The sequence below is a fragment of the Lactobacillus sp. ESL0703 genome, assembly GCF_029433435.1.
GTDB lineage: Bacteria > Bacillota > Bacilli > Lactobacillales > Lactobacillaceae > Lactobacillus.
Map to the genome: position 1 here is coordinate 39,866 of NZ_JAQTIB010000005.1, position 22,811 is coordinate 62,676.

Annotated in this window: 26 protein-coding genes; 18 read left to right on the forward strand and 8 right to left on the reverse strand. The window is 39.8% G+C overall.

Annotation, left to right across the window (positions count from 1 at the left end; all coding sequences use genetic code 11):
* The first annotated feature begins 36 nt into the window (after window positions 1–36).
* The 8 genes from PT278_RS07425 to trxA all read left to right on the forward strand — a co-directional run bounded on the left by PT278_RS07425 (window position 37) and on the right by trxA (window position 9,168).
* A complete protein-coding gene (locus PT278_RS07425) occupies window positions 37–627 on the forward strand; it encodes a histidine phosphatase family protein (RefSeq protein ID WP_277131371.1) in 591 nt (196 codons plus the stop codon).
* A 293-nt stretch (window positions 628–920) separates the two neighbouring features.
* Window positions 921–2,402 (forward strand): SLAP domain-containing protein, encoded by a 1,482-nt coding sequence (locus tag PT278_RS07430; protein WP_277131372.1) that lies wholly within the window; start codon window positions 921–923, stop codon window positions 2,400–2,402.
* A gap of 271 nt (window positions 2,403–2,673) precedes the next feature.
* Entirely contained in the window at window positions 2,674–5,313 is a 2,640-nt protein-coding gene (gene alaS, locus PT278_RS07435; RefSeq protein WP_277131373.1) for an alanine--tRNA ligase, read from the forward strand.
* Between the two features lie 52 nt (window positions 5,314–5,365).
* A complete protein-coding gene (locus tag PT278_RS07440; RefSeq protein WP_212781015.1) occupies window positions 5,366–5,623 on the forward strand; it encodes an IreB family regulatory phosphoprotein in 258 nt (85 codons plus the stop codon).
* Window positions 5,623–6,051, forward strand: a complete 429-nt coding sequence (gene ruvX / locus PT278_RS07445) for a Holliday junction resolvase RuvX (RefSeq protein ID WP_277131376.1) — start codon at window positions 5,623–5,625, stop codon at window positions 6,049–6,051. Before PT278_RS07440 ends, ruvX begins: the two co-directional genes overlap by 1 nt.
* A 1-nt stretch (window position 6,052) precedes the next feature.
* A complete protein-coding gene (locus PT278_RS07450) occupies window positions 6,053–6,358 on the forward strand; it encodes a DUF1292 domain-containing protein (protein WP_277131377.1) in 306 nt (101 codons plus the stop codon).
* 57 nt (window positions 6,359–6,415) lie between these two features.
* On the forward strand, window positions 6,416–8,770 hold the full coding sequence (locus tag PT278_RS07455; RefSeq protein ID WP_277131378.1) for an endonuclease MutS2: 2,355 nt from the start codon (window positions 6,416–6,418) through the stop codon (window positions 8,768–8,770).
* A gap of 86 nt (window positions 8,771–8,856) precedes the next feature.
* Window positions 8,857–9,168, forward strand: coding sequence for a thioredoxin (trxA, locus tag PT278_RS07460; protein ID WP_277131380.1), 312 nt, complete (start codon window positions 8,857–8,859; stop codon window positions 9,166–9,168).
* 110 nt (window positions 9,169–9,278) lie between these two features.
* Here trxA and mscL read toward each other — a convergent pair whose 3' ends face one another.
* Entirely contained in the window at window positions 9,279–9,650 is a 372-nt protein-coding gene (mscL, locus tag PT278_RS07465) for a large-conductance mechanosensitive channel protein MscL (protein ID WP_277131381.1), read from the reverse strand.
* Window positions 9,651–9,719: 69 nt separating this feature from the next.
* On the reverse strand, window positions 9,720–10,127 hold the full coding sequence (locus PT278_RS07470) for a YslB family protein (protein WP_277131383.1): 408 nt from the start codon (window positions 10,125–10,127) through the stop codon (window positions 9,720–9,722).
* 80 nt (window positions 10,128–10,207) lie between these two features.
* Here PT278_RS07470 and murI point away from each other — a divergent pair, with 80 nt between their 5' ends.
* Together murI and PT278_RS07480 are read left to right on the forward strand one after the other, a co-directional pair.
* Window positions 10,208–11,011 carry a glutamate racemase gene (gene murI, locus PT278_RS07475; RefSeq protein ID WP_277131384.1) on the forward strand — a complete coding sequence of 268 codons (804 nt, stop codon included), beginning with the start codon at window positions 10,208–10,210 and terminating at the stop codon, window positions 11,009–11,011.
* Window positions 11,011–11,631: an XTP/dITP diphosphatase gene (locus PT278_RS07480; RefSeq protein WP_277131405.1), complete on the forward strand. Its 621-nt coding sequence runs from the start codon at window positions 11,011–11,013 to the stop codon at window positions 11,629–11,631. Before murI ends, PT278_RS07480 begins: the two co-directional genes overlap by 1 nt.
* 37 nt (window positions 11,632–11,668) lie before the next feature.
* Here PT278_RS07480 and PT278_RS07485 read toward each other — a convergent pair whose 3' ends face one another.
* Window positions 11,669–12,484: a mechanosensitive ion channel family protein gene (locus PT278_RS07485; RefSeq protein ID WP_277131385.1), complete on the reverse strand. Its 816-nt coding sequence runs from the start codon at window positions 12,482–12,484 to the stop codon at window positions 11,669–11,671.
* Window positions 12,485–12,595: 111 nt separating this feature from the next.
* On the opposite strand from PT278_RS07485, the gene PT278_RS07490 reads away from it, so the two are divergent.
* Together PT278_RS07490 and PT278_RS07495 are read left to right on the forward strand one after the other, a co-directional pair.
* Window positions 12,596–13,021, forward strand: coding sequence for a DUF948 domain-containing protein (locus tag PT278_RS07490; protein ID WP_277131386.1), 426 nt, complete (start codon window positions 12,596–12,598; stop codon window positions 13,019–13,021).
* A gap of 17 nt (window positions 13,022–13,038) precedes the next feature.
* On the forward strand, window positions 13,039–13,401 hold the full coding sequence (locus tag PT278_RS07495) for a DUF1269 domain-containing family protein (protein ID WP_277131387.1): 363 nt from the start codon (window positions 13,039–13,041) through the stop codon (window positions 13,399–13,401).
* Window positions 13,402–13,464: 63 nt separating this feature from the next.
* Here PT278_RS07495 and PT278_RS07500 read toward each other — a convergent pair whose 3' ends face one another.
* A complete protein-coding gene (locus PT278_RS07500; protein WP_277131388.1) occupies window positions 13,465–14,571 on the reverse strand; it encodes a Xaa-Pro peptidase family protein in 1,107 nt (368 codons plus the stop codon).
* 150 nt (window positions 14,572–14,721) lie between these two features.
* Here PT278_RS07500 and PT278_RS07505 point away from each other — a divergent pair, with 150 nt between their 5' ends.
* The gene (locus PT278_RS07505) at window positions 14,722–15,723 is read left to right on the forward strand and encodes a substrate-binding domain-containing protein (RefSeq protein ID WP_277131389.1); all 1,002 of its coding nucleotides are present in this window, start codon (window positions 14,722–14,724) and stop codon (window positions 15,721–15,723) included.
* A gap of 44 nt (window positions 15,724–15,767) precedes the next feature.
* On the opposite strand, the gene PT278_RS07510 is transcribed toward PT278_RS07505, so the two are convergent.
* Complete coding sequence (locus tag PT278_RS07510; RefSeq protein WP_277131390.1) at window positions 15,768–17,138, reverse strand: glycerophosphodiester phosphodiesterase; 1,371 nt, start codon at window positions 17,136–17,138, stop codon at window positions 15,768–15,770.
* 87 nt (window positions 17,139–17,225) lie between these two features.
* Between PT278_RS07510 and PT278_RS07515 the strand changes: the two genes are divergently transcribed.
* The 5 genes from PT278_RS07515 to PT278_RS07535 are packed head-to-tail and all read left to right on the forward strand — an operon-like array spanning window position 17,226 to window position 20,922.
* Window positions 17,226–17,558 carry a hypothetical protein gene (locus tag PT278_RS07515; protein WP_277131392.1) on the forward strand — a complete coding sequence of 111 codons (333 nt, stop codon included), beginning with the start codon at window positions 17,226–17,228 and terminating at the stop codon, window positions 17,556–17,558.
* Between the two features lie 12 nt (window positions 17,559–17,570).
* Complete coding sequence (locus PT278_RS07520) at window positions 17,571–18,941, forward strand: bifunctional UDP-sugar hydrolase/5'-nucleotidase (protein WP_277131394.1); 1,371 nt, start codon at window positions 17,571–17,573, stop codon at window positions 18,939–18,941.
* Between the two features lie 5 nt (window positions 18,942–18,946).
* Window positions 18,947–19,543, forward strand: a complete 597-nt coding sequence (locus tag PT278_RS07525) for a YutD family protein (protein ID WP_277131396.1) — start codon at window positions 18,947–18,949, stop codon at window positions 19,541–19,543.
* Entirely contained in the window at window positions 19,544–20,317 is a 774-nt protein-coding gene (locus tag PT278_RS07530; RefSeq protein WP_277131398.1) for a TIGR01457 family HAD-type hydrolase, read from the forward strand.
* On the forward strand, window positions 20,314–20,922 hold the full coding sequence (locus tag PT278_RS07535; protein ID WP_277131400.1) for a TIGR01906 family membrane protein: 609 nt from the start codon (window positions 20,314–20,316) through the stop codon (window positions 20,920–20,922). The genes PT278_RS07530 and PT278_RS07535 overlap by 4 nt, the downstream gene beginning before the upstream one ends.
* Window positions 20,923–20,935: 13 nt before the next feature.
* Here PT278_RS07535 and PT278_RS07540 read toward each other — a convergent pair whose 3' ends face one another.
* The 3 genes from PT278_RS07540 to PT278_RS07550 all read right to left on the reverse strand — a co-directional run.
* Window positions 20,936–21,586, reverse strand: a complete 651-nt coding sequence (locus PT278_RS07540; protein ID WP_277131402.1) for a VTT domain-containing protein — start codon at window positions 21,584–21,586, stop codon at window positions 20,936–20,938.
* An 8-nt stretch (window positions 21,587–21,594) separates the two neighbouring features.
* The gene (locus PT278_RS07545) at window positions 21,595–22,530 is read right to left on the reverse strand and encodes an NAD(P)/FAD-dependent oxidoreductase (RefSeq protein ID WP_277131403.1); all 936 of its coding nucleotides are present in this window, start codon (window positions 22,528–22,530) and stop codon (window positions 21,595–21,597) included.
* Between the two features lie 96 nt (window positions 22,531–22,626).
* Window positions 22,627–22,811, reverse strand: a 185-nt coding sequence (locus tag PT278_RS07550) for a hypothetical protein (RefSeq protein WP_277131404.1), incomplete at its 5' end; no start/stop codon positions are given.

Genomic DNA, 22,811 nt, shown 5'->3' on the forward strand with positions numbered 1-22,811 from the left:
TAAAACAGCTATTAATTTTAACAAGGAAGAAGCAAAATGAAAGATTTGTATTTGATGCGTCATGGCGAAACAATTTTTAATCAGCGAAAATTGGTTCAGGGTGCGGTTGATTCGCCATTAACTAAGTCTGGTATCCAGGACGCGATTAAAATGGGAGATTACCTTAAAGAGCAAGGACTAAATTTTGACCATGCATATACTTCTACTCAAGAACGTGCCAGTGACACTTTGGAACTGGTGACCAAATTACCGTATAAACGGTTAAAAGGATTAAAGGAATGGAATTTTGGCTTGTTTGAAGCACAAGCAGATTACTTATTACCGAAGTTTACTTTTACTGATCCAGCAGAAGCTAGTTTCTTTGTTCCTTATGGCGGCGAATCAAGCATGCAGGTTATGGACAGAATGACCAAGACAATTAGCCAAATTATGGCGCAGCCAGACAATCAACAAGTATTGGTTGTTAGTCATGGGGCGGCAATTTTGATGTTCTTGGCTAAGTGGGTGCCGTTTACAGAATTATCTAAAATCACGGATTTACCTAATTGCTGCGTATTGCATTTTACTTACGATACTGACACCAATAAGTTTACTTTTGTGAAAATGATCGATCCGCAAAAAATATAATTGGATTTTTTAAATAAGTATTTTATCCAAAATTATGGCAAACTTTGTGAAAAGGCTTTTTCACTGAGAAATGTTTTGCTATAATTTAAGCAATCAAGCAAGAACTAAAAAATTTTGAGGATAGTAGCTGCTGTTTATACAGGACCATGCTTAATGGTTAAGGTAGCGCCATTTGCTGGTGTTGTGCAAGATGACAGCGACGGTTTTTAAAATTTGGCTTGTTGTTTGAAGGGTAAGGGATTCTGCAAAATTGCAGAGGTCCTTTTTTCTTATCCAAGTTAAGAGGCTTTATTATGAAGAAAAACAAAAAAATAATTGCATTACTGTCTGCTCTGTTGATAGTAACTGGCTGGACAGGAGCTACTAATTTTAATCATGCTCAAATCGTTAATGCCAGTCAAATAACTAAATTGAATTTATTTCATAATTCGCGTGTTTATAACAAAAAAGGACATAAATTATGGTACTACCAAGGACATAATGCAGTACTGTCTACTGAAAAAACATTGAAAGTTTCACAGAAGCCTAAAGCGATTACTGATCCAAGAACTAAACGTTATTCTTTCCATGATAAGGATTGGAACTGGTTTTCTCTACCTTATAAAACAATTAAAGGCAAAGACTACTATGAAATTGGACATGGAAGGTACATTAAAGTAAATAATATTGGTTTGGTAAACAATAATCTGTTAATGATGAATCAAACAACGATTAAAATTACTAAAAAAATGTTTGATAATAAAAAGAGCAATATTATTACTGTTTTTGATGCCGATCAGGGTAAGTATGTCAAAAAGCATTTTAAGTTGGGACAAAAAGTTGTCCTTGACGCTAAAACTGCTGATGATGATATGGGACTTAATGTGGGCGGATACGGTCCAACTTATTTGTTTAGAATTAAGGGTACTAACCAATTTTTCAAAGAAGACTTTGATGAAGACGATGAAAATCTGGGTGTTACTTTCACAACTAAAGAGTTGCTGCCAGAAAGTAAGTATATGGAAAGTTTTGTTACCAAGGATACCAATATTTATGATGAAAAAGGTGAACCAATTAGTCAGACTGTAGTCAATAAGGATAAGACAACTTCAGAAGAAAACATAATTGAAAGGGCTGGAACTTCAGAAAGAATCATTAAAGCCGTTTACATGAAACTTCCCGGAAAAGATCAGACTGAATTATTTTATCAATTAGAATATCCTCAAAATGGTCATGTTTATAATTTAATTAAAGCTGCTGATACTAAATATGAATATGGTGTACGTCTTAAACCCGTTAATACCGAGGCTGATGCTATGGCTGGTAAATTTTTAGCTTCGGATGAAAATAGAATTGAATTAAAAGAACTTTTCAATCGGGCGCCAGAAGTTCAAAAGACTGAAGAATATAATTATTCAAGTCAAAAAGATAGCTACGATGAAGAAATAAAACGAGCCAAAGCAATTTATGATTCATTAGTTAGTTCGGATAACGAAGTTAAACAAGAAATTACGACTTTGAAAGGAGTCGAAAGCAGTTTAAGTGATGGTAAACGAGTAAAGGTCAAGGATCCTAATCATTTAACAAAAGATGAAGCTAAACAAATTAAATTTTTAGCTGATCATGTTTATAATAACAGTCATCCTAGCATTCCTGATCAGTTTTTTTATACTCAGTTTAATCAGGACTTAACAGAACTAGATTTATTTGTTGATGATAATTCAACAAAGCCACGTGTAATTGGTAAAAAAGTAGAAAAATTGAACATTGCTGACTATATTGAACAGGATAAATAAAATTTCTTCATTAATGAAAACTGAATATTGACAAAGATTGTTCAAGTAGTACAATTATTTTTAACTGAAGATATGTTTTTTAAGTTAATCATTCAAAGAGAAAACCGAGTGCTGAGAAGGGTTCATGACTGCTTAAAAAATGCTCCTTGAGCGTTAAATAATAATAATTAAGAGGTAACAAGCACTGTTGCAATTGAGGTGGTACCGCGTTTAGTAGCGTCCTCAGATTTGTTAACAGTGTTTTTTATTTTATTAAAAAAGGAGAATATTAATGAAGAAACTAACAAGTTCTGAATTTAGACAAATGTTCTTAGACTTCTTTAAAGAGCATGGCCACATGGTTTTGCAGAGTCAATCACTGATTCCGCAAGATGACCCAACATTGTTGTGGATTAACTCTGGAGTTGCCACAATGAAGAAGTATTTTGATGGTTCAGTTGTGCCAAAGAACCACCGAATTACTAGCTCACAGAAGTCAATTAGAACTAACGATATTGAAAACGTGGGTAAAACTGCCCGTCACCAGACTTTCTTTGAAATGCTGGGTAACTTCTCAGTTGGGGATTACTTTAAGAAGGAAGCAATTCCGTGGGCTTGGGAATTTTTGACTAGTCCTGAATGGCTGGATTTAGATAAGGATAAATTGTATTGCACGGTTTACCCAAAGGATACTGAGGCTCAGGAAATCTGGGAAAAGACTGGGATGCCTAAAGACCATATTGTGAAGTTAGAAGAAAACTTCTGGGATATTGGTGAAGGTCCATGTGGTCCTGACTCCGAAATCTTTTATGACCGTGGTCAAGAAAATAATGATGTCGCTGAAGATGACCCCGAGAACTTCCCGGGTGGTGAAAATGCACGTTACCTTGAAATCTGGAACATTGTGTTCTCACAATATAATCACTTAGCTAATGGTAAGTACGTTGACCAACCGCATAAGAATATTGATACGGGGATGGGACTAGAACGTGTTCTGTCAATCTTGCAGGATGCACCAACTAACTTTGAAACCGACTTATTCTTGCCAATTATTCATGAAACCGAAAAGATGACACCAGGTAAGAAGTACGAGATTGATGACGAAAATACGCCAGCATTCAAGATTATTGCCGATCACGTTCGGACTGTTAGTTTTGCTATTGCTGATGGTGCTTTGCCATCAAACACTGGCCGTGGGTATGTTTTGCGGCGTTTAATCCGGCGTGCTGACCTGAATGGTCAACGTTTGGGGATTAAGGGAGCCTTCCTTTACAAGTTAGTGCCAGTTGTTGGTGAAATTATGCAAAGCCACTATCCAGAAGTGACTGACCAAAAGGACTTCATTGCTAAGGTAATTAAGAACGAGGAAGAAAGATTCCAAGTAACACTTGAATCTGGTTTGACTTTGCTTGATGATTTAATTGCTAAGGCCAAAAATTCAGAAGATAAGATGATTTCTGGTAAGGATGCCTTCAAATTATTTGATACTTATGGCTTCCCTTATGAATTAACGTTTGAATCTGCTCAAGATGCAGGCTTAAATGTTGATAAGGACGGCTTTGACACTGAGATGCAAGCTCAAAAAGACCGGGCCCGCAATGCTCGTGGCGACTTGCAATCAATGGGTGCTCAAGATGTTACTTTAATGAATATTAAGGACAAGTCTGAGTTTGAATACGGTGTTTATGAAGAAAAGCACGCTAAATTAATCGATATTATTGTGGATGACGAGTTAGTTGACCAAACTGATAATGAAACTGCTACTTTGATTTTTGATAAGACACCATTTTACGCAGAACGTGGTGGTCAAGTTGCCGATCACGGTAGAATTTACGATCAAGAAGGCGAATTGGTTGCCGAAGTAACTGATGTCCAACATGCGCCAAACGACCAAAACATGCACTTTGTTCAAGTAATCTTGCCACTTGTAAAGGGTCAAGAATATGTCTTGAAGATTGACCGCGACCGTCGTGAAGGCTTGCGTCATTCGCACTCAGCAACCCATTTGCTTCATGCAGCATTGCGCAGTATTTTGGGCGACCATACTCATCAAGCCGGTAGTTTGGTTGAACCTGATTATTTGCGCTTTGACTTTACAGCCATTGAACCATTAACTGATAAAGAGCTTAAGTCAGTTGAAGAATTGGTTAACCAAAAGATTTGGGAAGCTTTAGACGTTAAGACGACAGTTACTGATGAAGAAACTGGTAAGAAGATGGGTGGTTTAGCCTTATTTGACGGTAAATACGGCGACAAGGTTCGTGTTGTGCAAATGGGCGACTTCTCTAGTGAGTTCTGTGGTGGTACCCACTGTGATAACACTAACCAAATCGGAATTTTCAAGATTACTTCTGAATCAGCTGTTGGTGCTGGTGTTAGAAGAATTGAAGCTGTCATGTCAAAGAAGGCTTATGCATACTTAGCTAATCGTTCAGAATTACTTGATGAAATTCAAGCAGAAGTTAAGTCAACTAAGCCAGAAGATATTATTGATAAAGTTGATAGTCTTGAAAAAGAACTGCACGATAGCCAGAAGCAAGTTGAAGATTTGAACTTGAAGATTAATCAAGCTAAGGCTGGTGAAATCTTTAATGCCGTTGAACAAGCCGGTGATTTGACTGTTATTGCTGAAAAGGCTGACGTTAACGGGATGAATGACCTGCGTGAACTTGCTGATACGTGGAAGAGCGGCAACAAGTCTGATGTCTTAGTCTTAGCAGCAGCTAGTGATGGCAAAGCCAACATGATTATCAGCTTAGGTGAAAAAGCCTTGGCTAAGGGCTTGAAGGCCGGCGACTTAATCAAGCAGGCTGCGCCAATCTTTGGCGGTGGCGGCGGCGGCCGTCCAAACATGGCTCAAGCTGGTGGTAAGAAGCCAGAAGGTCTTGATGAAGCAATTAAGACTGTTGTTGAAATAATTGCTAAAAATTAATTGATTGAGTTTGAACGGTTTTTCAAGTAAAATTATGTCAGGAGGAATGAAAATGAGTTCGCTAGATAAAACAATGCATTTTGATTTTAATCAAAATAAAGGCAAGAATGTTTATGATACTCTCCAAGATGTTTATGATGCACTTGAGGAAAAGGGTTATAATCCAATCAATCAGATTGTCGGTTACTTATTGTCTGGCGATCCAGCATACATTCCACGGCACAATGACGCTCGTAATTTGATTTTGAAGCATGAGCGTGATGAAATAATTGAAGAACTTGTCAAAAGTTATCTTGGAAAAGACAAGTAATGCGATTAATAGGTTTAGATGTCGGGTCTAAGACAGTTGGTGTTGCGGTTAGTGATGAATTAGGAATTACTGCGCAAAAGGTAGAAACAATTCCAATTGATGAAGCCAAGTTTAGTTTTGGGATGCGGCCACTTAAAAAGATTGTCCGGCAATATAATGCGGATGGTTTTGTTTTAGGTCTGCCCAAAAACATGGATGGTTCATCAGGTAATTCAGTTGCCCGCAGCAAGGCTTATGGTAAAAGGTTAGCTGATAAGTTTGGGTTGCCCGTTTATTATTCTGACGAACGCCTGACAACGATAGAGTCGCGTCGGGTGTTAGTGGAAGAAGCTGGGATGCATGACAGACACCAACGTAAAGAAGTTATTGACCAAATGGCTGCTGTCTTGATTTTACAAAATTATTTAGACTTACACCGAAAGGATTAATATGACACAAGAAGTTCACGGTGATGACCGGCAAATTACCCTTGTTGACGACAAGGGTAATGAAGAATTATACGAAGTTTTATTTACATTTCATTCAGATGACTATGATAAGTCCTATATCTTACTTTATCCAGCTGCAGTAGGTGAAGATGAAGAAGTTGAAGTTCAGGCATTTAGTTATGATGCTGATGATGCAGGCGATGTAACCAGCAGCGATTTGCACGAAATTGAATCAGACGATGAATGGAACATGGTTCAAGGGGTGCTGAATACTTTCTTGGATGATGACCGTTTAAGTGGTGAATAAAAAAGAAGGACTGGCTTAGCCAGTCTTTTTTTATTAATAGAGAAAAATAGACGACTAATGAATAACAAAATATTAAAAACGTTAGAATTTGCCAAGATTACGCAAAGTTTGGCGGACCAAGCGATTACGGCACCAGCTAAAAAGCGGGCAGCAAGTCTAAAGCCAAGCGGTGATTTTGCTCAAGTTAAATTATCTTTAGAGCAGACGTTGGCGTTAGTTAACTTATTGCGTATTAAGGGCCAATTGCCACTGACAGACTTTGAGGATGTGCGTCCCAGCACCAAGCGCTTGCGGATCAAGGCGAACTTGAATGCTAAAGAACTGGGTAACTTATTACTTGTTTTAGTGTTAGCCAATGAAGTTAATAGCTTTTTGGAAGATGTTGATAGTGAGCAATTGAATTTAGAGGCAATTGGTGAAATTACCTCTAAGTTAGATGTTCCCGAAATGTTACTGAATGAGTTCAAGCGCGCAGTCGATTTTGACGGCGAGATTTTGGATACAGCTTCAAGCAACTTAGCTCGATTACGTCATGATTTAAAAAGTAACGATGAAGAAATTAAGCTGCGCATGGACGCTTATACTAAAGGCAGCAGCAGTAAATATTTGTCTGAACAAATTGTGACAATTCGTGATGACCGTTATGTTATTCCTGTTAAGCAAGAATATCGGGCAAAATTTGGCGGTGTGGTTCACGATCAAAGTGCAAGTGGGCAGACCTTGTTCGTCGAACCAGGTGCGGTTCTTAATTTGAATAATCGCCAGCAAAATTTGTTAGCGCAAGAACGGCAAGAAATCCACCGAATTTTACGGCGGTTATCGGATTTAGCACGTGAAGAAGTGACACGGCTTGATGACATTGCTTCGGCCTTAACCGAACTGGACTTTTTGCAGGCTAAGGCACATTTGGCACGGCAGATGAAAGCAACCGAGCCAAAATTAAATCAACATCAGGAATTAAATTTACTGCAGGCGCGTCACCCATTGATTGATCCAGAGCAGGTTGTGCCAAATGATATTCGTTTGGGCGGTGAATTTGATACAGTTCTAATCACTGGTCCCAACACTGGTGGTAAGACAATCACGTTAAAGACTGTGGGGCTGCTGCAGTTAATGGCCCAAGCTGGGTTATTTATTCCGGCAGCCGAGGGCAGTCAGGTTGGCGTTTTTAAAGATATTTGTGCTGATATTGGTGATGAACAGTCAATTGAGCAATCGCTGAGTACTTTTTCATCGCACATTAACGATATTATTCAAATTATGAAAAAAGTTGACGACCAGACGCTTGTGCTAATTGATGAAATTGGCGCGGGGACTGATCCAGAAGAAGGTGCTAGTCTGGCGATCAGTATTTTGGACTTTTTGCGTAAGAAAAAAGCTAAAATCATGGTAACAACGCACTATCCAGAATTAAAACTCTATGGCTACAATCGAGAACGGACAACCAATGCGTCAATGGAATTTGATATTAAGACATTATCGCCAACGTATCGTTTCCAAATTGGCATTCCGGGTCACAGTAATGCCTTTGCAATTGCGCGGCGGCTTGGTATGCGTGAAGATGTTGTTAAGAATGCGCAGGAACTAATGTCGGACGAAAATTCAGACATCAATACGATGATTATTCGCTTAGATAAGCAAACCAAGGCGGCAACCGATGCGCGTAATCATTTGGAGAGCAGTCTTGACCGCAGTGAAAAGTTAGCAGAAAAATTGCAGCAGGCACTAGATTGGTACAATCAACGTGTGCAAAAGCAACTTGAGTTTGCACAAGAACGGGCCAACGAAGTTGTTGCCAAGAAGCGTAAAAAGGCCGATCAAATCATTGCTAAATTAGAGAAGCAACACGGCAACGTTAAGCAAAATGAGGTAATTGATGCCAAGGGTGAATTTAACCAATTAGCTAAACAGGAAGAAAACTTGGCACACAATAAGGTCTTGCAGCGTGAAAAGAAACGGCATCACGTTGCAGTTGGCGATCGTGTTAAAGTCCTGTCTTATGGTCAAGTGGGCAATGTTACTAAGCGCTTAGGCGATCATCAATATGAAGTTCAGATGGGCATTATTAAAGTCAAAGTTAGCGACCGTGACGTTGAAAAAATTGCTAGTGAAGTAAAAGCTAAACCGCAAAAAATGGTGCGGGCAACAAGTGCCAATCGCCGCAGCAATGCCCGCAGTGAACTTGATTTGCGCGGGCAGCGTTATGATGAGGCCATGACCAACTTGGATCGTTATATTGATTCAGTTTTGTTAGCAGGACTAGACGTTGTAACAATTATTCACGGTATTGGTACTGGGGCAATTCGCAAGGGTGTTTGGCAATATTTGGCTTCCAGCAGTCATGTTGACAGCTATAATTATGCTCCGGCAAATGAAGGCGGCAATGGAGCGACAATTGTTCATTTGAAGTAAACTACTTGTAAAAAGTAAGTTGGCTTGCTATACTAAACTCATTAAGAGATAACGTAGGTTTATGCAGTTATGCAGGAGGTATTTTCATGGTTGATGAATTAACAGATGAAAACTTTGAAGAAGAAACTAAAGATGGTGTTGTGTTAACAGACTTTTGGGCAACTTGGTGTGGTCCATGTAAGATGCAATCACCAGTTGTTGACCAATTGGCTGAAGAACGTCAAGACGTTAAGTTTACCAAGATGGATGTTGACCAAAACAAGGAAACTCCAAGTGCCTTGGGAATTATGGCAATTCCAACTATGATTATTAAAAAGGACGGCAAGATTGTCGACCGTTTAACTGGTTATACACCAAAGCCAAAGCTTGACCAAATCTTAAGTCAATATACTGACTAATCAGGTTAAATTTAAAAGGACTAGCTGCAGCTAGTCCTTTTTGTGTGAGTTAATTTAGGTAAAAAACCTGCCAGTATCTTGATACATACTGGCAGGTTTTAAAATAATTGTTAATTGCTTTTTTCTTTTAGTAAATCACGAATTTGCTTTAGATAATCTTCTGTTGTTGGCTGTTTTGGCTGGTCGTCCTGCTTTTTAACTGTTAGCTTATTAATTGCTTTAACTAATAAAAAGACAACAAAGGCAATAATTAAGAAGTTGATGATGGTGTTAATAAAGGCACCATATTTAAAAGTAGCACCGCCAACTTTGACTACTAAGTTAGATAGATCAATTCGCCCAATAAACAGGCCGATTAGGGGGTTAATTAGGTTCTTAACCAGTGAATTAACGATATTGGTAAAGGCACCGCCGATAATTACACCGACAGCTAAGTCCATCACATTACCGCGTTTAATAAATTCTTTAAATTCTTGAAGCATTTTGTTTCCTCCTATCTTACTTTAATCATAGTTCAAGTATAGTAAAAAACAAATTAATTGCTTTAAAAATTAATCAAGGCGAGCAGTTAAGGTAACCTTTTTCTTTTTGTCGTCAATTGTTAATTCGCATTCAGTTGTACGGCCCGTTTCTTTTTGGATTGCTTCGGCAATAATGCCAGCTTCAAGCGAAAATTCGCGACTGCCGCTATTTAATCTGTCGACCACATTCTGTCCAGTTAATTCAAATACAATAGCTGTGCGTTTTTCTTTGAGTTTAGTCAATGTACCGAATTCAGTGACAGCAAAAAAGTCGTTAACATCATCGAATGAAGTTAAGTCATATTTGCGGGCAATTCGTTTGCCGGCCCAATACAAAATGGCCTCATTATCTTCACCCAAAATTTGTGGTATTAAAAAATCGCGGTACAGCTGGTTAACAAAGTAGACATGTTCGTTTTGGTGGTTGTTCATTTGCATACAGTATTCATCCCTTTTATTCTTTTCTATTTTACCGTAAAATTGATAGAAGTAGAAAACTTTTAGGGAGAATTTTAATTATGGATAATCGACCAATTGGGTTATTGGATTCCGGTGTTGGCGGGCTAACGGTTGTTAAAAAGGTAATGCAAAAGATGCCGCGTGAATCGACGGTTTTTATTGGTGATAACGCACATATTCCTTATGGCGACAAGTCACAAGAAGAAATTATCGAACTGACTCGGCAAAGTGTTAAGTTTTTATTAAGTAAAAATGTTAAACTGATTATTTTTGCATGCAATACGGCAACAGCGGCTGCAATGGCTGCTATTCAACGGGAAGTTGACCAGCCAATTATTGGTGTTATTCAATCTGGAAGTTTGGCAGCAGCGAGAATTACTAAAAATAAGCATGTGGCAGTTGTCGGTACACAAGTAACGGCTGCTTCGCACGCTTATCAACAAGAGATTAAGCTTCGTGATTCTAAAGTTAAGGTGACAGAATTAGCAGCGCCCAAGTTGGTGCCGTTAATTGAGCAAGATGCAGATTATGACACCTGTCTTCAGGCAGTAAAGGAAACTTTGGCGCCAATTCAAGAGCAGGATTTTGACACGTTAATTTTGGGCTGTACTCACTACCCAATTATTCGTGATGAATTTAGGCAGGTGCTTGATAAGCGGGTTCAAATTGTTGATCCAGCCGATCAGGTTGCACAGTATACTTATAACGTGCTGAAGCGTGAAGACATGTTTAATGCTTCAGATGCACCAACTAGACATGAATATTACACTACTGGCGATGCGGCAATGGTTAATGAACTAGGCCGCAGCATTTTGGGTGATCCAGAATTTAGCGCCCACCACATTAATGAGGGAGAAGAATAATCGTGAAAGAAATTTTATTTGCGACAACCAATCAGGGAAAAGTTAAGGAATTAAAGGAAGCTTTTGCCCAGGCGGGAATTGAAGCAGTGATTAAAACTAACGCTGACTTAAACAATCCGCCGATTGTGAACGAGTATGGGACCACCTTTACTGAGAATGCGAAGTTAAAAGCTCATGAGCTGGCTGAATTTAGTGGCATGATTACAATTGCGGATGATTCAGGCTTAATGGTTGATGCTCTTAATGGCGCTCCCGGTGTGCATTCTGCGCGTTATGCCGGTATTGCTCATGATGATGCCCACAATAATGCCAAATTGTTGGCAGAACTTGGTGGTGTACCACAAGAAAAACGAACGGCGAAATTTAATACAACCATTGTTGCTTCAATTCCTGGAAAATTTGACCAGGATTTAGTTGTTAGTGGTCAATGTGCTGGGCAGATCTTAGCAGTACCCCGCGGAGAAGACGGGTTTGGCTACGATCCGTTATTTTATGTGCCAGAAAAGAATAAAACTTTTGCGCAAATGTCATTGGACGAAAAGAATAGCCTGTCTCATCGCGGGCGGGCAATTGAAAAGTTACTTGCAGCTTGGCCGGAATGGCTAGCACAAATTAACTAACTAAAAAGGTTAACTCGTATTTGAGTTAACCTTTTTTCTATCCTGCTAGGGTAATATCATTGACTTGTAAAATCTTGAGGTAAGCTGTTAAGTAAATGTCTTGCACGGCCTTTTCTTTGCCTGGTTTTACTTGAAAGTGAATAACATAGTCGACAGTTTTGGCGGTTTGATTAGTAATGCCGATAATCTTGGGCCCTTGCACTAAAGTCTTTTTGGCCAAGCCCACTTGGTTATTAGCCTGCTTAATTAATTCGCGCACTTTGGTGAAGTCATTTTGGGCATTCAGCTGCAGCTTAATATCTAAACCAATGCCGTCGTGAGCTAAATTCTGCACAATTGAAATATTGCGGTTGGGGATGTAAATGATTGAGCCATCACTGCCCTTCAGGCGGGTAGTTCTTAGTCCTAGTTGGACAACGGTACCAGTTTGGTTATTAATCTGTACAATATCGCCAACATCAAATTGATCTTCACTTAAAATGAAAAATCCGTTGACTAGATCGCTAACAAAACCTTGCGCCCCCATCCCTAAAGCTAGGGAAAAAATTCCGGCACTTGCTAGAAGCGTACCAATTGGAATCCCCAAAATTGATAAAACCCCAAATAAGTAAAAGAAAATTACGGTGTAGCTAAAAATACTATTGATTAAGGCAGTTACAGTTCTAGTTCGCTTGTTTTGCGGTCTTTTACTGTGCTTTAAGTAATGATTGATAATTCTTTTGCCAAGGTAATCAATGATGTAAAAAATTGCCGTTGATAATACAAGTTGCCAGATAATCGTGAGTAAATGTTCGCCGATGTTATCCCAGTTTAATTTTAAAAATTTAGGATATATTTTAAGTAAGTTATTCATGATGCATACCTTTCATATATGTACATTAACTATAACAAAATATCACATATAGGTTGAGATTAAAGTGTTTACATGCTAGACTTTTTATAGAAGTAAAATTGGAGGTAGAAGATGGAAATTTCCTATGGTGCACTAGCAGGATTAATTGCTGCTGTTGCATTACTAATTTTAGTACTTTTCGCTATTCCGGTGCTAGTTCGTGCTGCAAAGGCTACTAAAGAAGCAGATAAGACAATTCAGATTGCGAATGAGTCGATTGAACAGGTTGCTAAAGATGTTAGTGGTTTGCTTGACCAAACAAATGACTTGCTCGATAAGACTAACGTACTGTTGGCTGATGTTAATGTCAAGATGAAGACCCTGGATCCGGTTGTGCAAGCAGCTGCCGATTTGGGTGAGAGCGTCTCAGATGTTAATGCTTCTTCGCGGAAAATGGCTAAACGGTTCAGTAATGCTCATTTTAAGCGTAACGGAGCTGTTTCTTCTGTGGTGACATCAATGTTTGCACGGCGTAAGCGCCGTAAAGGTGAAGATTAAGTAAAGGAGTTACTTTTATGAAAAAGTTTACAAGTTTTTTGTTTGGTACAGTTGTTGGGTGTGCAGTAGGATTTGTTGCCGGTTCACTGCTTGTTAGTGACGATCAAATTGATGATATCAAGACTAAGGTTAAGAACAACGATACTGTTCAAGATTTGAAGAAGAAGTATGACAATGGTACCGAAGTTGTTAAGAATCAATTAGCATCATTCCCTAAGGATGTTGAAGATGATTCTGAATTAAAAGATTTCGATGATATTGTCATTGATGATTCTAAGGATAATATTGCTGATAACGACAATGCAGAGAAGACAGTTGATGATTTACATCATGCTGAAAACGACACTGATGTTGCAGCTTCAGCTTATCCACAAGAATAAGTAAGATCAATAAAAAATGCACCAAGCAGAAGAAATTCTACTTGGTGCATTTTTGTTTAATAACTAATCTTTAAGCGGTAAAACTTTCAATTCCTTACCAGTGTGGGTAAATGGTTCAAAGCCGTCTTTAGTAACAACACCGCAGTCTTCAATCCGAACACCAGCAACGCCAGGGATGTAGATTCCGGGTTCAATTGAGAAGCACATGCCTTCTTCAATGATTAGGTCGTTGCCTTGAACGATTGATGGGTATTCGTGCACGTCTTTACCAATTCCGTGGCCCAGTCGATGGATAAAGTATTCACCATAACCTGCCTTAGTAATAATATCACGGGCAACACTATCAATTTCTGCAGCAGTCATTCCCGGACGAACGGCGTCAATTGCGGCTTGTTGAGCTTCACGATCGATTTCGTAAATTTCTCTTTCTTTAGCGCTAGGTTCACCGTAGGCAACAGTACGACTTGCGTCAGAAGCATAGCCGTTGTGCATAGTTCCTAGGTCGAACAAGACTAATTCATTTGGCTTGATCTTAGTCATTGATGGACCAAGGTGGGGGTTAGCAGCATTAGCACCTGCTTGCACGATAGTTTCGAAACTTTCATGCATGACACCTTTTTGTAATTTTAACTGGTATTCAATTTGACCGGCAATATAACGTTCAGTCACACCAGTTCTAATGGCATCAAAACCAATCTCAAAGGCAAAATCGGCTTCACGACCAGCTGCTTGCAGTTGTTTGATTTCGTCAGGTGTCTTGTAGAGACGAATCTTAGCGATAAAGTTGGAAACGTCCCCGCTAAAATCGGCATCTGAAAATTGTTCATGAATTAATTGATAATGGGCAACGGATAAATTATTTTTTTCTAAAGCCCACTTGTGATATTCGTTAGTTCTACTTTTAATTTTGTCAGCGATAATTGCCCACGGATTTTCTGAATCGAGGTAACCATAAACGTCACCATTCCAAGCAGAATTTTTGGCTTCTTCGACATTTAGTGCGGGGACAAAGACGAACGGATCCTTGTCTTTAAAGGCCAGCAGAGCAAAAATTCGCTCGTGTGGTTCCATATCATAACCGGTAAAGTAGGCAATGGTAGTTGGATTAGAAATGTAAGCTACATCATTACCAGAACTTTGTAGCCATTCTTGTAATTTGGTTAAATTCATCTTCATGTTCCTTTCAAATTAAATCTTAATCATGAAAAGTATATCATGTTCTAAGTATGAAAAAATGAAAGAATAACTGTAAACGTTTGCAATATACTGCGATTAGTGGTAAATTCTATATTGAGGATTTTTAAATGGAGGAATTGAAGGATGCGTAAACAGGATATTACAATTTATGATGTTGCTCGGGAGGCTAAGGTCTCAATGGCCACAGTTTCACGGGTGGTTAATGGCAATACAAATGTGCGTAAAGACACACGTGAACGGGTAATGGAGGTAATTAATCGCCTGCACTACCAACCAAATGCCGTTGCGCAAGGTTTGGCTTCTAAGAGAACAACCACTGTTGGTTTGATTGTGCCAGATTTGACCAATCTTTACTTTGCGGAATTGTCAAAGGGGATTGATGATATTGCTTTGCTGTATAAATACAATATTATCATTACCAGTATTGAAAACCGCTTAATGCGTGAAGACCAAGCAATTCAAGGTTTATTAAATAAGCAGGTTGATGGTGTGATTTACATGTCAAACTGCCTGCCACAAGAAGCAGTTGAAGCCTTTAAGCGGACTGACACACCAGTAGTTTTGGCTGGAACTAAGGATAATCACAAGGAATTTCCATCAGTTACAATTGATTACCATAAGGCTGATATTGAAGCTTTGAACTTACTTTACAATGATGGTCGGCGTAACTTAGCCCTAGTTGTTGGGGATGCTGATGCTGTCGTAAACGCTGACTGCCGTATTCCAGCCTACAAGGAATTTATGGCAGAACATAACTTGGGTGAAGGTAAAATCTACACTAATATTAAGGACCATTCTGATGGTTACAACTTGTATTCACGGATGCGTCAAGATGGCATTGATGGTGTAGTTGTTACCCGCGACATTACTGCCGTTGGTATTTTGAACTCAGCAATTGATGCTGGCCAAAAAGTCCCAGACGACTTAGAAATTATTACAGCAAGTGCAACGCAAATCGCTTCAGTTGTTCGTCCAGCCTTGACTGCAATTCGCCAGCCACTATATGACATGGGTGCTGTTGCCATGAGAATGTTAACCAAGCTGATGAATAATGAAGAAGTAACAGATACACAAATTGAGTTACCATACGAATTGCTCAAGAAGCAAAGTACGAGCAACCAATAAATTTAACTAAAAAACGATTCACCATCTCGTGAATCGTTTTTTTGTTATTTAATTATTTGCATTGTGGCTTTAATTAATTCCAGCGTGGTTTTAGTCGCTGGCGAAGTGAGCGGCAGATAAGCCGTCAGGGCCAGATTATTGTAGCGGCTAATTCGCGGCAATTGCCGGTAGCTCTGCCAGCTTTCTTTATCAAAGAAGCCGTAGAAGAGAATGTCTTGTGCCTTAACCCAGCCTAACTTGGTATACAGCCACATGCTCTTGGGACTGCCGTTAAAGTTGGCAATTTTAAAGAGCGTGTTGGCTGGCAGATTTTGCTTAGTCTTTGATTGATTGTCAGGGAAACGGTAGATTGGCACCTGTTTTTGTGGTTTAGCGATAATTTGCTTATCTTGGTATGGTGCAATGTCACGTTCAGTTAAATCAAGATTGACAAATTCGGCCGAGATAAACGTCTGGTCGGCAACTTGATAATAAAGCTGATTATGAGCGCGCACACCATACATGACGTTGAGCCGTTGCCCAGGATAAATATATTTATGCTGCTTAATGCGAACATAGGGGTTCATCATAATTGGCGTTTTGCTTTTGCCAAAATAGATGCCATTTCGGTGAATATCGTACTTGCTGGTGCCTTCTTTAGCCAGTTTATATTTAAAACCGGTAGCTGGGTAATTCGTGACGACGCCATCGACGTTTTTGTTAATCAGCCAGTGCCATAATTCTGGCGATTCGTCCATTTCCGCCCAAACATAGACCTGCTTATCAAGGATGTGCAGCCAGTGGATGAGCCACGGATGGTCTTGAATAACGTCAGATGAGACGTTGACGGCATTGACTTGCGGCAGGTTGCTGAAATTAATCCGTTTCAAGCTGCCGACAAGTAAGATTAAGTAAGCATTGGGCATTAGCGACCGCAAGTGAAATAAGCTGGCGGCCGAGAATGAATGGATCATGACCCGATTTTCCATGTGGTATTTTTTAATAGTTTGCGCAATTTCGTCTTCTAATTGATAAGACGGGTCAATTGAGTGGTCGACCTTAGTTTCCAAAACAAATTTTGTGTTCGGACGTTTTTGATAATGACTAAAGAGCTGGTCCAAACTAAGCACATGTTCGCCATTATCATATGTTAATTGACTAAGTGTTTGCCAAGTATTTTGTGATACAATTGCATGTGTATGAGTAACTCGAAATAAATCATCATCATGTGAGACAACCAGAACGCCGTCGGAAGACAGGTGCAGGTCGAGTTCAACGTAATCGGCGCCAGAGTTAAAGGCCGAGTCGTCACTCTGAATAGTTTCTTCAGGGTATTTGCTCGGATCGCCTCTGTGGCCGACAACGGTAAAACCGCTGGTCGTGACAAAGATTAAGCTAAAAAAAAGAGCCAAAAGTAGATGGCTAGAACGTTTCATGTGTACACCTCTATCGCTTAATACAATAGCATGGTTGCACATTTTTTGCTATATAGCAAAAGTTTTTATTTCATGTAGGTAGGGTTAATGGAGCAACAAAACGAAGAATTAGATTTAATTGAAGAAATTACCAGAAACGATGGCAGTAAGTACTTTGAGATTTCAAATATTGACCAAAATGGTATTGCCGAATTGGCTGTCGATCATGGCATGATCAAAAATGTGCGGATTTTGCAATTGAACATTCCGAGGACTAAAGCACTAGTTATCTATGAGGAATATATTAATAAAAATTATCATCTAGAAACTCTGACTAACGAAGACGATTGGAAAAATCCGAGTTGGGTTGAATGGGAAAAACCAAAGGGCAAAGTTTTGGAAGCTTATCAGATGATTTTGAAATCCAACCAGATTGGATAGAAGAGCAGCATAATGGAAACACTTCGCATTTTACATACCAATGATTTACATTCACATTTTGAACATTTCCCTAAAATTGGCCGTTATCTAAAAAACGCCCAGCAGGATCAGTCAGTCGATCAAGTCTTAACTTTTGATGCCGGTGATTTTCTAGATCGTTCGCAGCCGTTAACCGATGCAACGTATGGTCAGGCAAATATTGATTTGATGAACTCATTTAATTACGATGCCATTACGATCGGCAATAATGAGGGAATTTCTAATTCTCACGCGGTTGTTGAGCGGCTGTTTGACCGGGCAAAATTCCCGGTGATTTTGGCTAATTTGCGTGAAGAAGATGAGTCAATGCCCCACTGGTGCGTCCAAGACAAGATTTTGACTACCAAAAAGGGAACAAGGATTGCTCTGATTGGCTTGACCGCGGCTTACCCCTTATCTTATGAGCCCAATCATTGGCACGTCAAGATGCTGAAAGAAACAATGGATCAGGTTTTGCCAACAATTGTGGGCAAGTATGATGTTTTAATCTTGTTAACTCATGTTGGTTTAAATATGGATCGCTTTTTGGCGGAGAATTATCCTCAAATTGACCTAATCATTGGCGGTCATAGTCATGATTTATTAAAGCACGGCGAAAAGGTCAATGGTGTTTGGCTGACGCAGACGGGTAAATGGGGCAATTATGTTGGCAACATTCACATGGAACTTGACGACCAGCACCATGTTCAAAAAATCGTGCCTCATGTTGAAGCGACAAGCTTGATGAAGGCAAGACCAAACGACGAAGAAGTAATTGAAAGTTACCACAAGCGCGGCCAAGACATTTTGATGCAGGATGAGGTGGCAGATTTACCAGAAAAATTTGCCAATAGCCGTGAAGCCGCAATTCAGATATCGCTTGATGCTATTGCCGACTTTGCAGGGACAGATTTGGCAATGCTTAGTTCGGGTTTGTTTTTAGATCCCTTCAAAAAAGGCATTTTAACGAAATATGACTTACAAAAGAGCCTGCCTCATTCAATGCACGTTGTGCGTTCAACTCTAAAAGGCAGCGATTTGTGGCGGCTAGTCATGGAAATTGAAAAAAACCGGCACTTTCTTGACCACTTCCCGTTGCAGGGCATGAGTTTTCGGGGTAAGATTTTTGGGCAAATGTATTATAAGGGAATTAAGTTTGACCCAATTAGCCGTGTCGTATATGTCAATGGTCAGCAAATTGATCCGCTTAAAGAATATGAAATTGCGGTGCTCGACCATTATGTCTTAGTGCCATTTTTCCCAACTTTAGCAATTGTTGGGGACAACAAGTTCCTATTTCCGCAATTCTTGCGGGAAGTTGTGGGCAACTATTTAGCTGAAAAATATCCGATTGACGGGAAGTGAAATAAATGACGGATAAGACTGTAGCAGACAATCCAAAAAAGACGCAGCGCGACAATAAATTTACCAAGGACCAGCCGTTGCGGCACCCATTAGCTGTTGTTGGTCAGGATGGCGATCAAGTTAAGATTAACCAGCAGCTGTATCAGGTAATTGTGAATAAGCGTGAGGCTTTGGATATTGAAGTTTTGCGGCAGAAGTATGATCCATATCTTGACCAATATGACTTTTTGGTCGGGGATGTTTCCAGTGAACATTTACGGCTAAAGGGCTTTTATAAGGATAATATGCGCACGGCGATTGACCGTAAGGAGCAGACGATTGCGGATTATTTAATCGAATACTGTAATCCGGGGACGGGCTACTTTATTTTGCAGTTGGTCAGTCCTGTCCATCATTATCATTCCAGCAACCAAAAAACGTGGAATGGCAATTACCGGCAGTCGGGTCACCGCCGAGTTGGTGCTCATCCGAAAAAGAATGCGGCGTTTAAACGGCGGCGTGTGCATAAGACTACTTTTAAGAAAAAAGAAACGGTGGCGGTTAAAAAAGAATACAGCAACCACCATTCTTTTGTCATTAAAAAAAGAAAGGGCAGCAATTAAGTGAAGGATTACCGATTATTTTTGATTGATCTTGATGGCACGATTTATCGCGGTAAGGATACAATTGCTGCTGGCGTGAATTTTGTTCATCGCTTAGAAGAAGCTGGCAAGGACTTTTTGTTTTTGACCAATAACACGACGAGAACGCCGCAGATGGTCGTGGATAAGTTGGCGGGTCATGGGATTAAGACAGACATTAATCACGTTTATACGCCTTGTATGGCGACTGTCAGCTACCTTAAAAAGGAGAGCCCGCAGCTTTCACCGCTTAAATTCTATTTGATTGGTGAAACTGGTCTGTGGCATGAATTTTTGCAGCAAACAGATTTCGAATTGGATCCATATCACCCGGACTATGTAGTGGTGGGAATGGACCGTGATTTGACTTACCGTAAAGTTCAGGTTGCTTCAGATGCTATCAGAAATGGTGCAACTTTTATCGGGACTAATGGGGATGTTAATTTGCCTAGCAATGAGGGATTATTACCGGGCAATGGCTCGCAGTGCGCAATGATTGCTGTTTCTAGCGGCCAGGAACCTTTGTATATTGGTAAACCATCGCCGATTATTGTGGATATGGCGCTAGCAAAAATGCACTGTACTAAGGAGCAGGCAATTTTAGTTGGCGATAATTACGATACCGATATTAAGGCTGGCTTTAATAGTCAAGTTGACCAGTTGTTAGTGACTACTGGCATTACGCAGCCGGACGATATTAAGGATAAGCGTCAGCCAACATATGTGGTTGATAGTTTGGATCAATTTGAATTATGAAGAAGCAAAATAATATTTTTACGATTATCTATCATTTTGTATTTGCGATTACGAGCAGTGTGGTTGGTGCAATTGTTGCTAGTTGGCCGTTATTGTTGGTTTTTGTTATTGTCCAAAAAACTAATCGGACAGTGAAGCTGACGATTGGGCAGGTGATGCACAATTATAATCAATTGATGTGGTATCTGATTTGGCCCTTTAAACATGTATTGCACATGCGCGATTTGCCAACGTCGCCAATGGCCGCCCAGCACTTTGCGGCGGTAAAAAAACTTTTTGTCTTAGCGATTGTGGCCTTTTTGTGCTGCTTGGTAATTTATCTTTGTAGTAGAAGACAAAAGGGTAACGTGCTAAAGCTAAGTAAAGTTTGGGCACTGCTGTTCTTACTGCTGCCAATTGCAATTTTGCCGTTTGCGGTGACAAATTTTGATAGTTTTTTTGTGGTTTTTCATCATTTGCTGTTTGCTGGGAGCAATACCTGGCTGTTTGATCCGGCTACTGACCCGGTTATTAATGTCCTGACGGAAGGCTTTTTTGCCGCATGTTTTGCTGTCGGCGGGATTATTTATGAACTATATTTTGCTGAAAAATTATTACAGCGTTAAAAAAGGAGTTCCTTTAATGGAACTCCTTTTTACGTGTGATGCGCTTTTTTAACGCGACAATTAAAATCGGGATAACAGAAATCAAGATGATTGCTAAGATTAAGATTGAAAAATGATCTTTGACAAACGGGATGTTGCCGAAGAAAAAGCCAATAATGGTGAACAAGCCGCACCAGAGAATACCACCAGCGATATTGTAAGCTGCAAATTTGCCATAATGCATCTTACTGCCGCCGGAAATGAACGGAACAAAAGTCCTAATAAACGGAATGAAACGGCCAATTACGATTGTGATTGGACCGTGACGTTCAAAAAATTTTTCGGCTGCCAAGCGGTTTTTCTGATTAATTAACTTATTGAACCAAGCGTACTTGCTGCCGGCATTAACAGAGCGAGCGCCCAGTTCATAATTACAGGCATCACCTAGGACTGCTGCCAGTAAGACTGTTAGATAAACCAGCCAAATATTGAGTTGGTACTTGGGATTGACGGCCATTGAGCTGGCGGCAAAAATTAGCGAGTCCCCAGGTAGAAACGGAAAGATCACTAGCCCGGTTTCAATAAAAATAATGGCAAATAGGATAAGATAGGTCCAAACGCCAAACTGGTTGACGATTGCGATTAGGTGGTGATCAATGTGCAAGATAAAGTTGATTAACGCCATAAAGTCTCCTAAATACTGGTTGAATGGATAGTTAAAGTTTTCTCTGGGAAAAGCGACCGCATAATTGAGGTAATTGCAATTTGCGCTTCGCCAAAGCCAAGGCCGATAACTGGCACGCGGCCGTCATATGTTGCAGCATCGCCGACAGCATAGATACCAGGCACGTTGGTTTTCATTTCTTGGCCGACCTTGATTTGGCCGCCGCTAGTAGCAACACCCCATTGCTTAACAAAATTATTGTTGGCGCGAAAACCATAGGCAACGACAATTTCGTCAAAGGTTTGCTCCACAATGCTGGTTTGTCCCATTTCTTTTAGTCCAATTGTAAGCTGATTATTCACTAAAGAACTAGTTTTAGGAAGGTAAGGGGTCAGAATTTCAACATTTTTTAAACTTTTAAGCTGCTGAATACTGGATTCTAAACCGCGGAATTCATTTCGCCGGTGAACAAGCTTAACTTTGGTGTTGGGCTGCTGGGCTAATTCAAGTGCCCAATCAAGCGCGGAATCGCCACCACCGAAAACGCCGACGACTTTGTCAGCAAATTTTTCGGGCTCTCTTATATAGTAGTGAATATGTTTTTCACTTTCGCTGTCAACTTTCAGCGGAAACTTTTTGGGTGTAAACGAACCGGTACCGGTGGCAATAATGATACTTTTAACGGCAAATTCGTTGTCAATAATGAAGTAATCATCATCTTTAGCAATTTCACTAACGCGGTGATTCAGCATGAAAGTTGCTTTTTCTTGGGTTTCTTCTGCCAAACGTTCAATTAATTCTTTACCCGTAATTGCATTAAAAACAGGGATGTCAAAAATCTTTTTAAACGGATAAAGCAGTTTGGGCTGCCCACCAACCTCCTTTAACGAATCAAAAATTATCGTTTTTAGTCCATGCAAATGAGCAAAATTCGCGCTAAAGAGTCCGATTGGACCTGCCCCCACGATTGCTATGTCAAATTTTTTTATTTTAAAAACTCCCCTCTAAACGTTGATATAACAACTTTAACATGAAACTAGAAGTAAGTCATTTTAATAATTTTAAAAAAAAGCTTGCAAAAGAAGGGACAAGTTGGTAATATTAATAACTGTCGTCGGGCAAGAGAGCGAAAGGCTTGAGAGCAAGGCGGCGAAATAAAAACTAAGCGTAAGGGCTTGACAAGAGTTCGAAGGTTTAGTAAGATAATAAACGCTGCTGAGGGAGTTGAAAATTTCTTCAGGAGGGG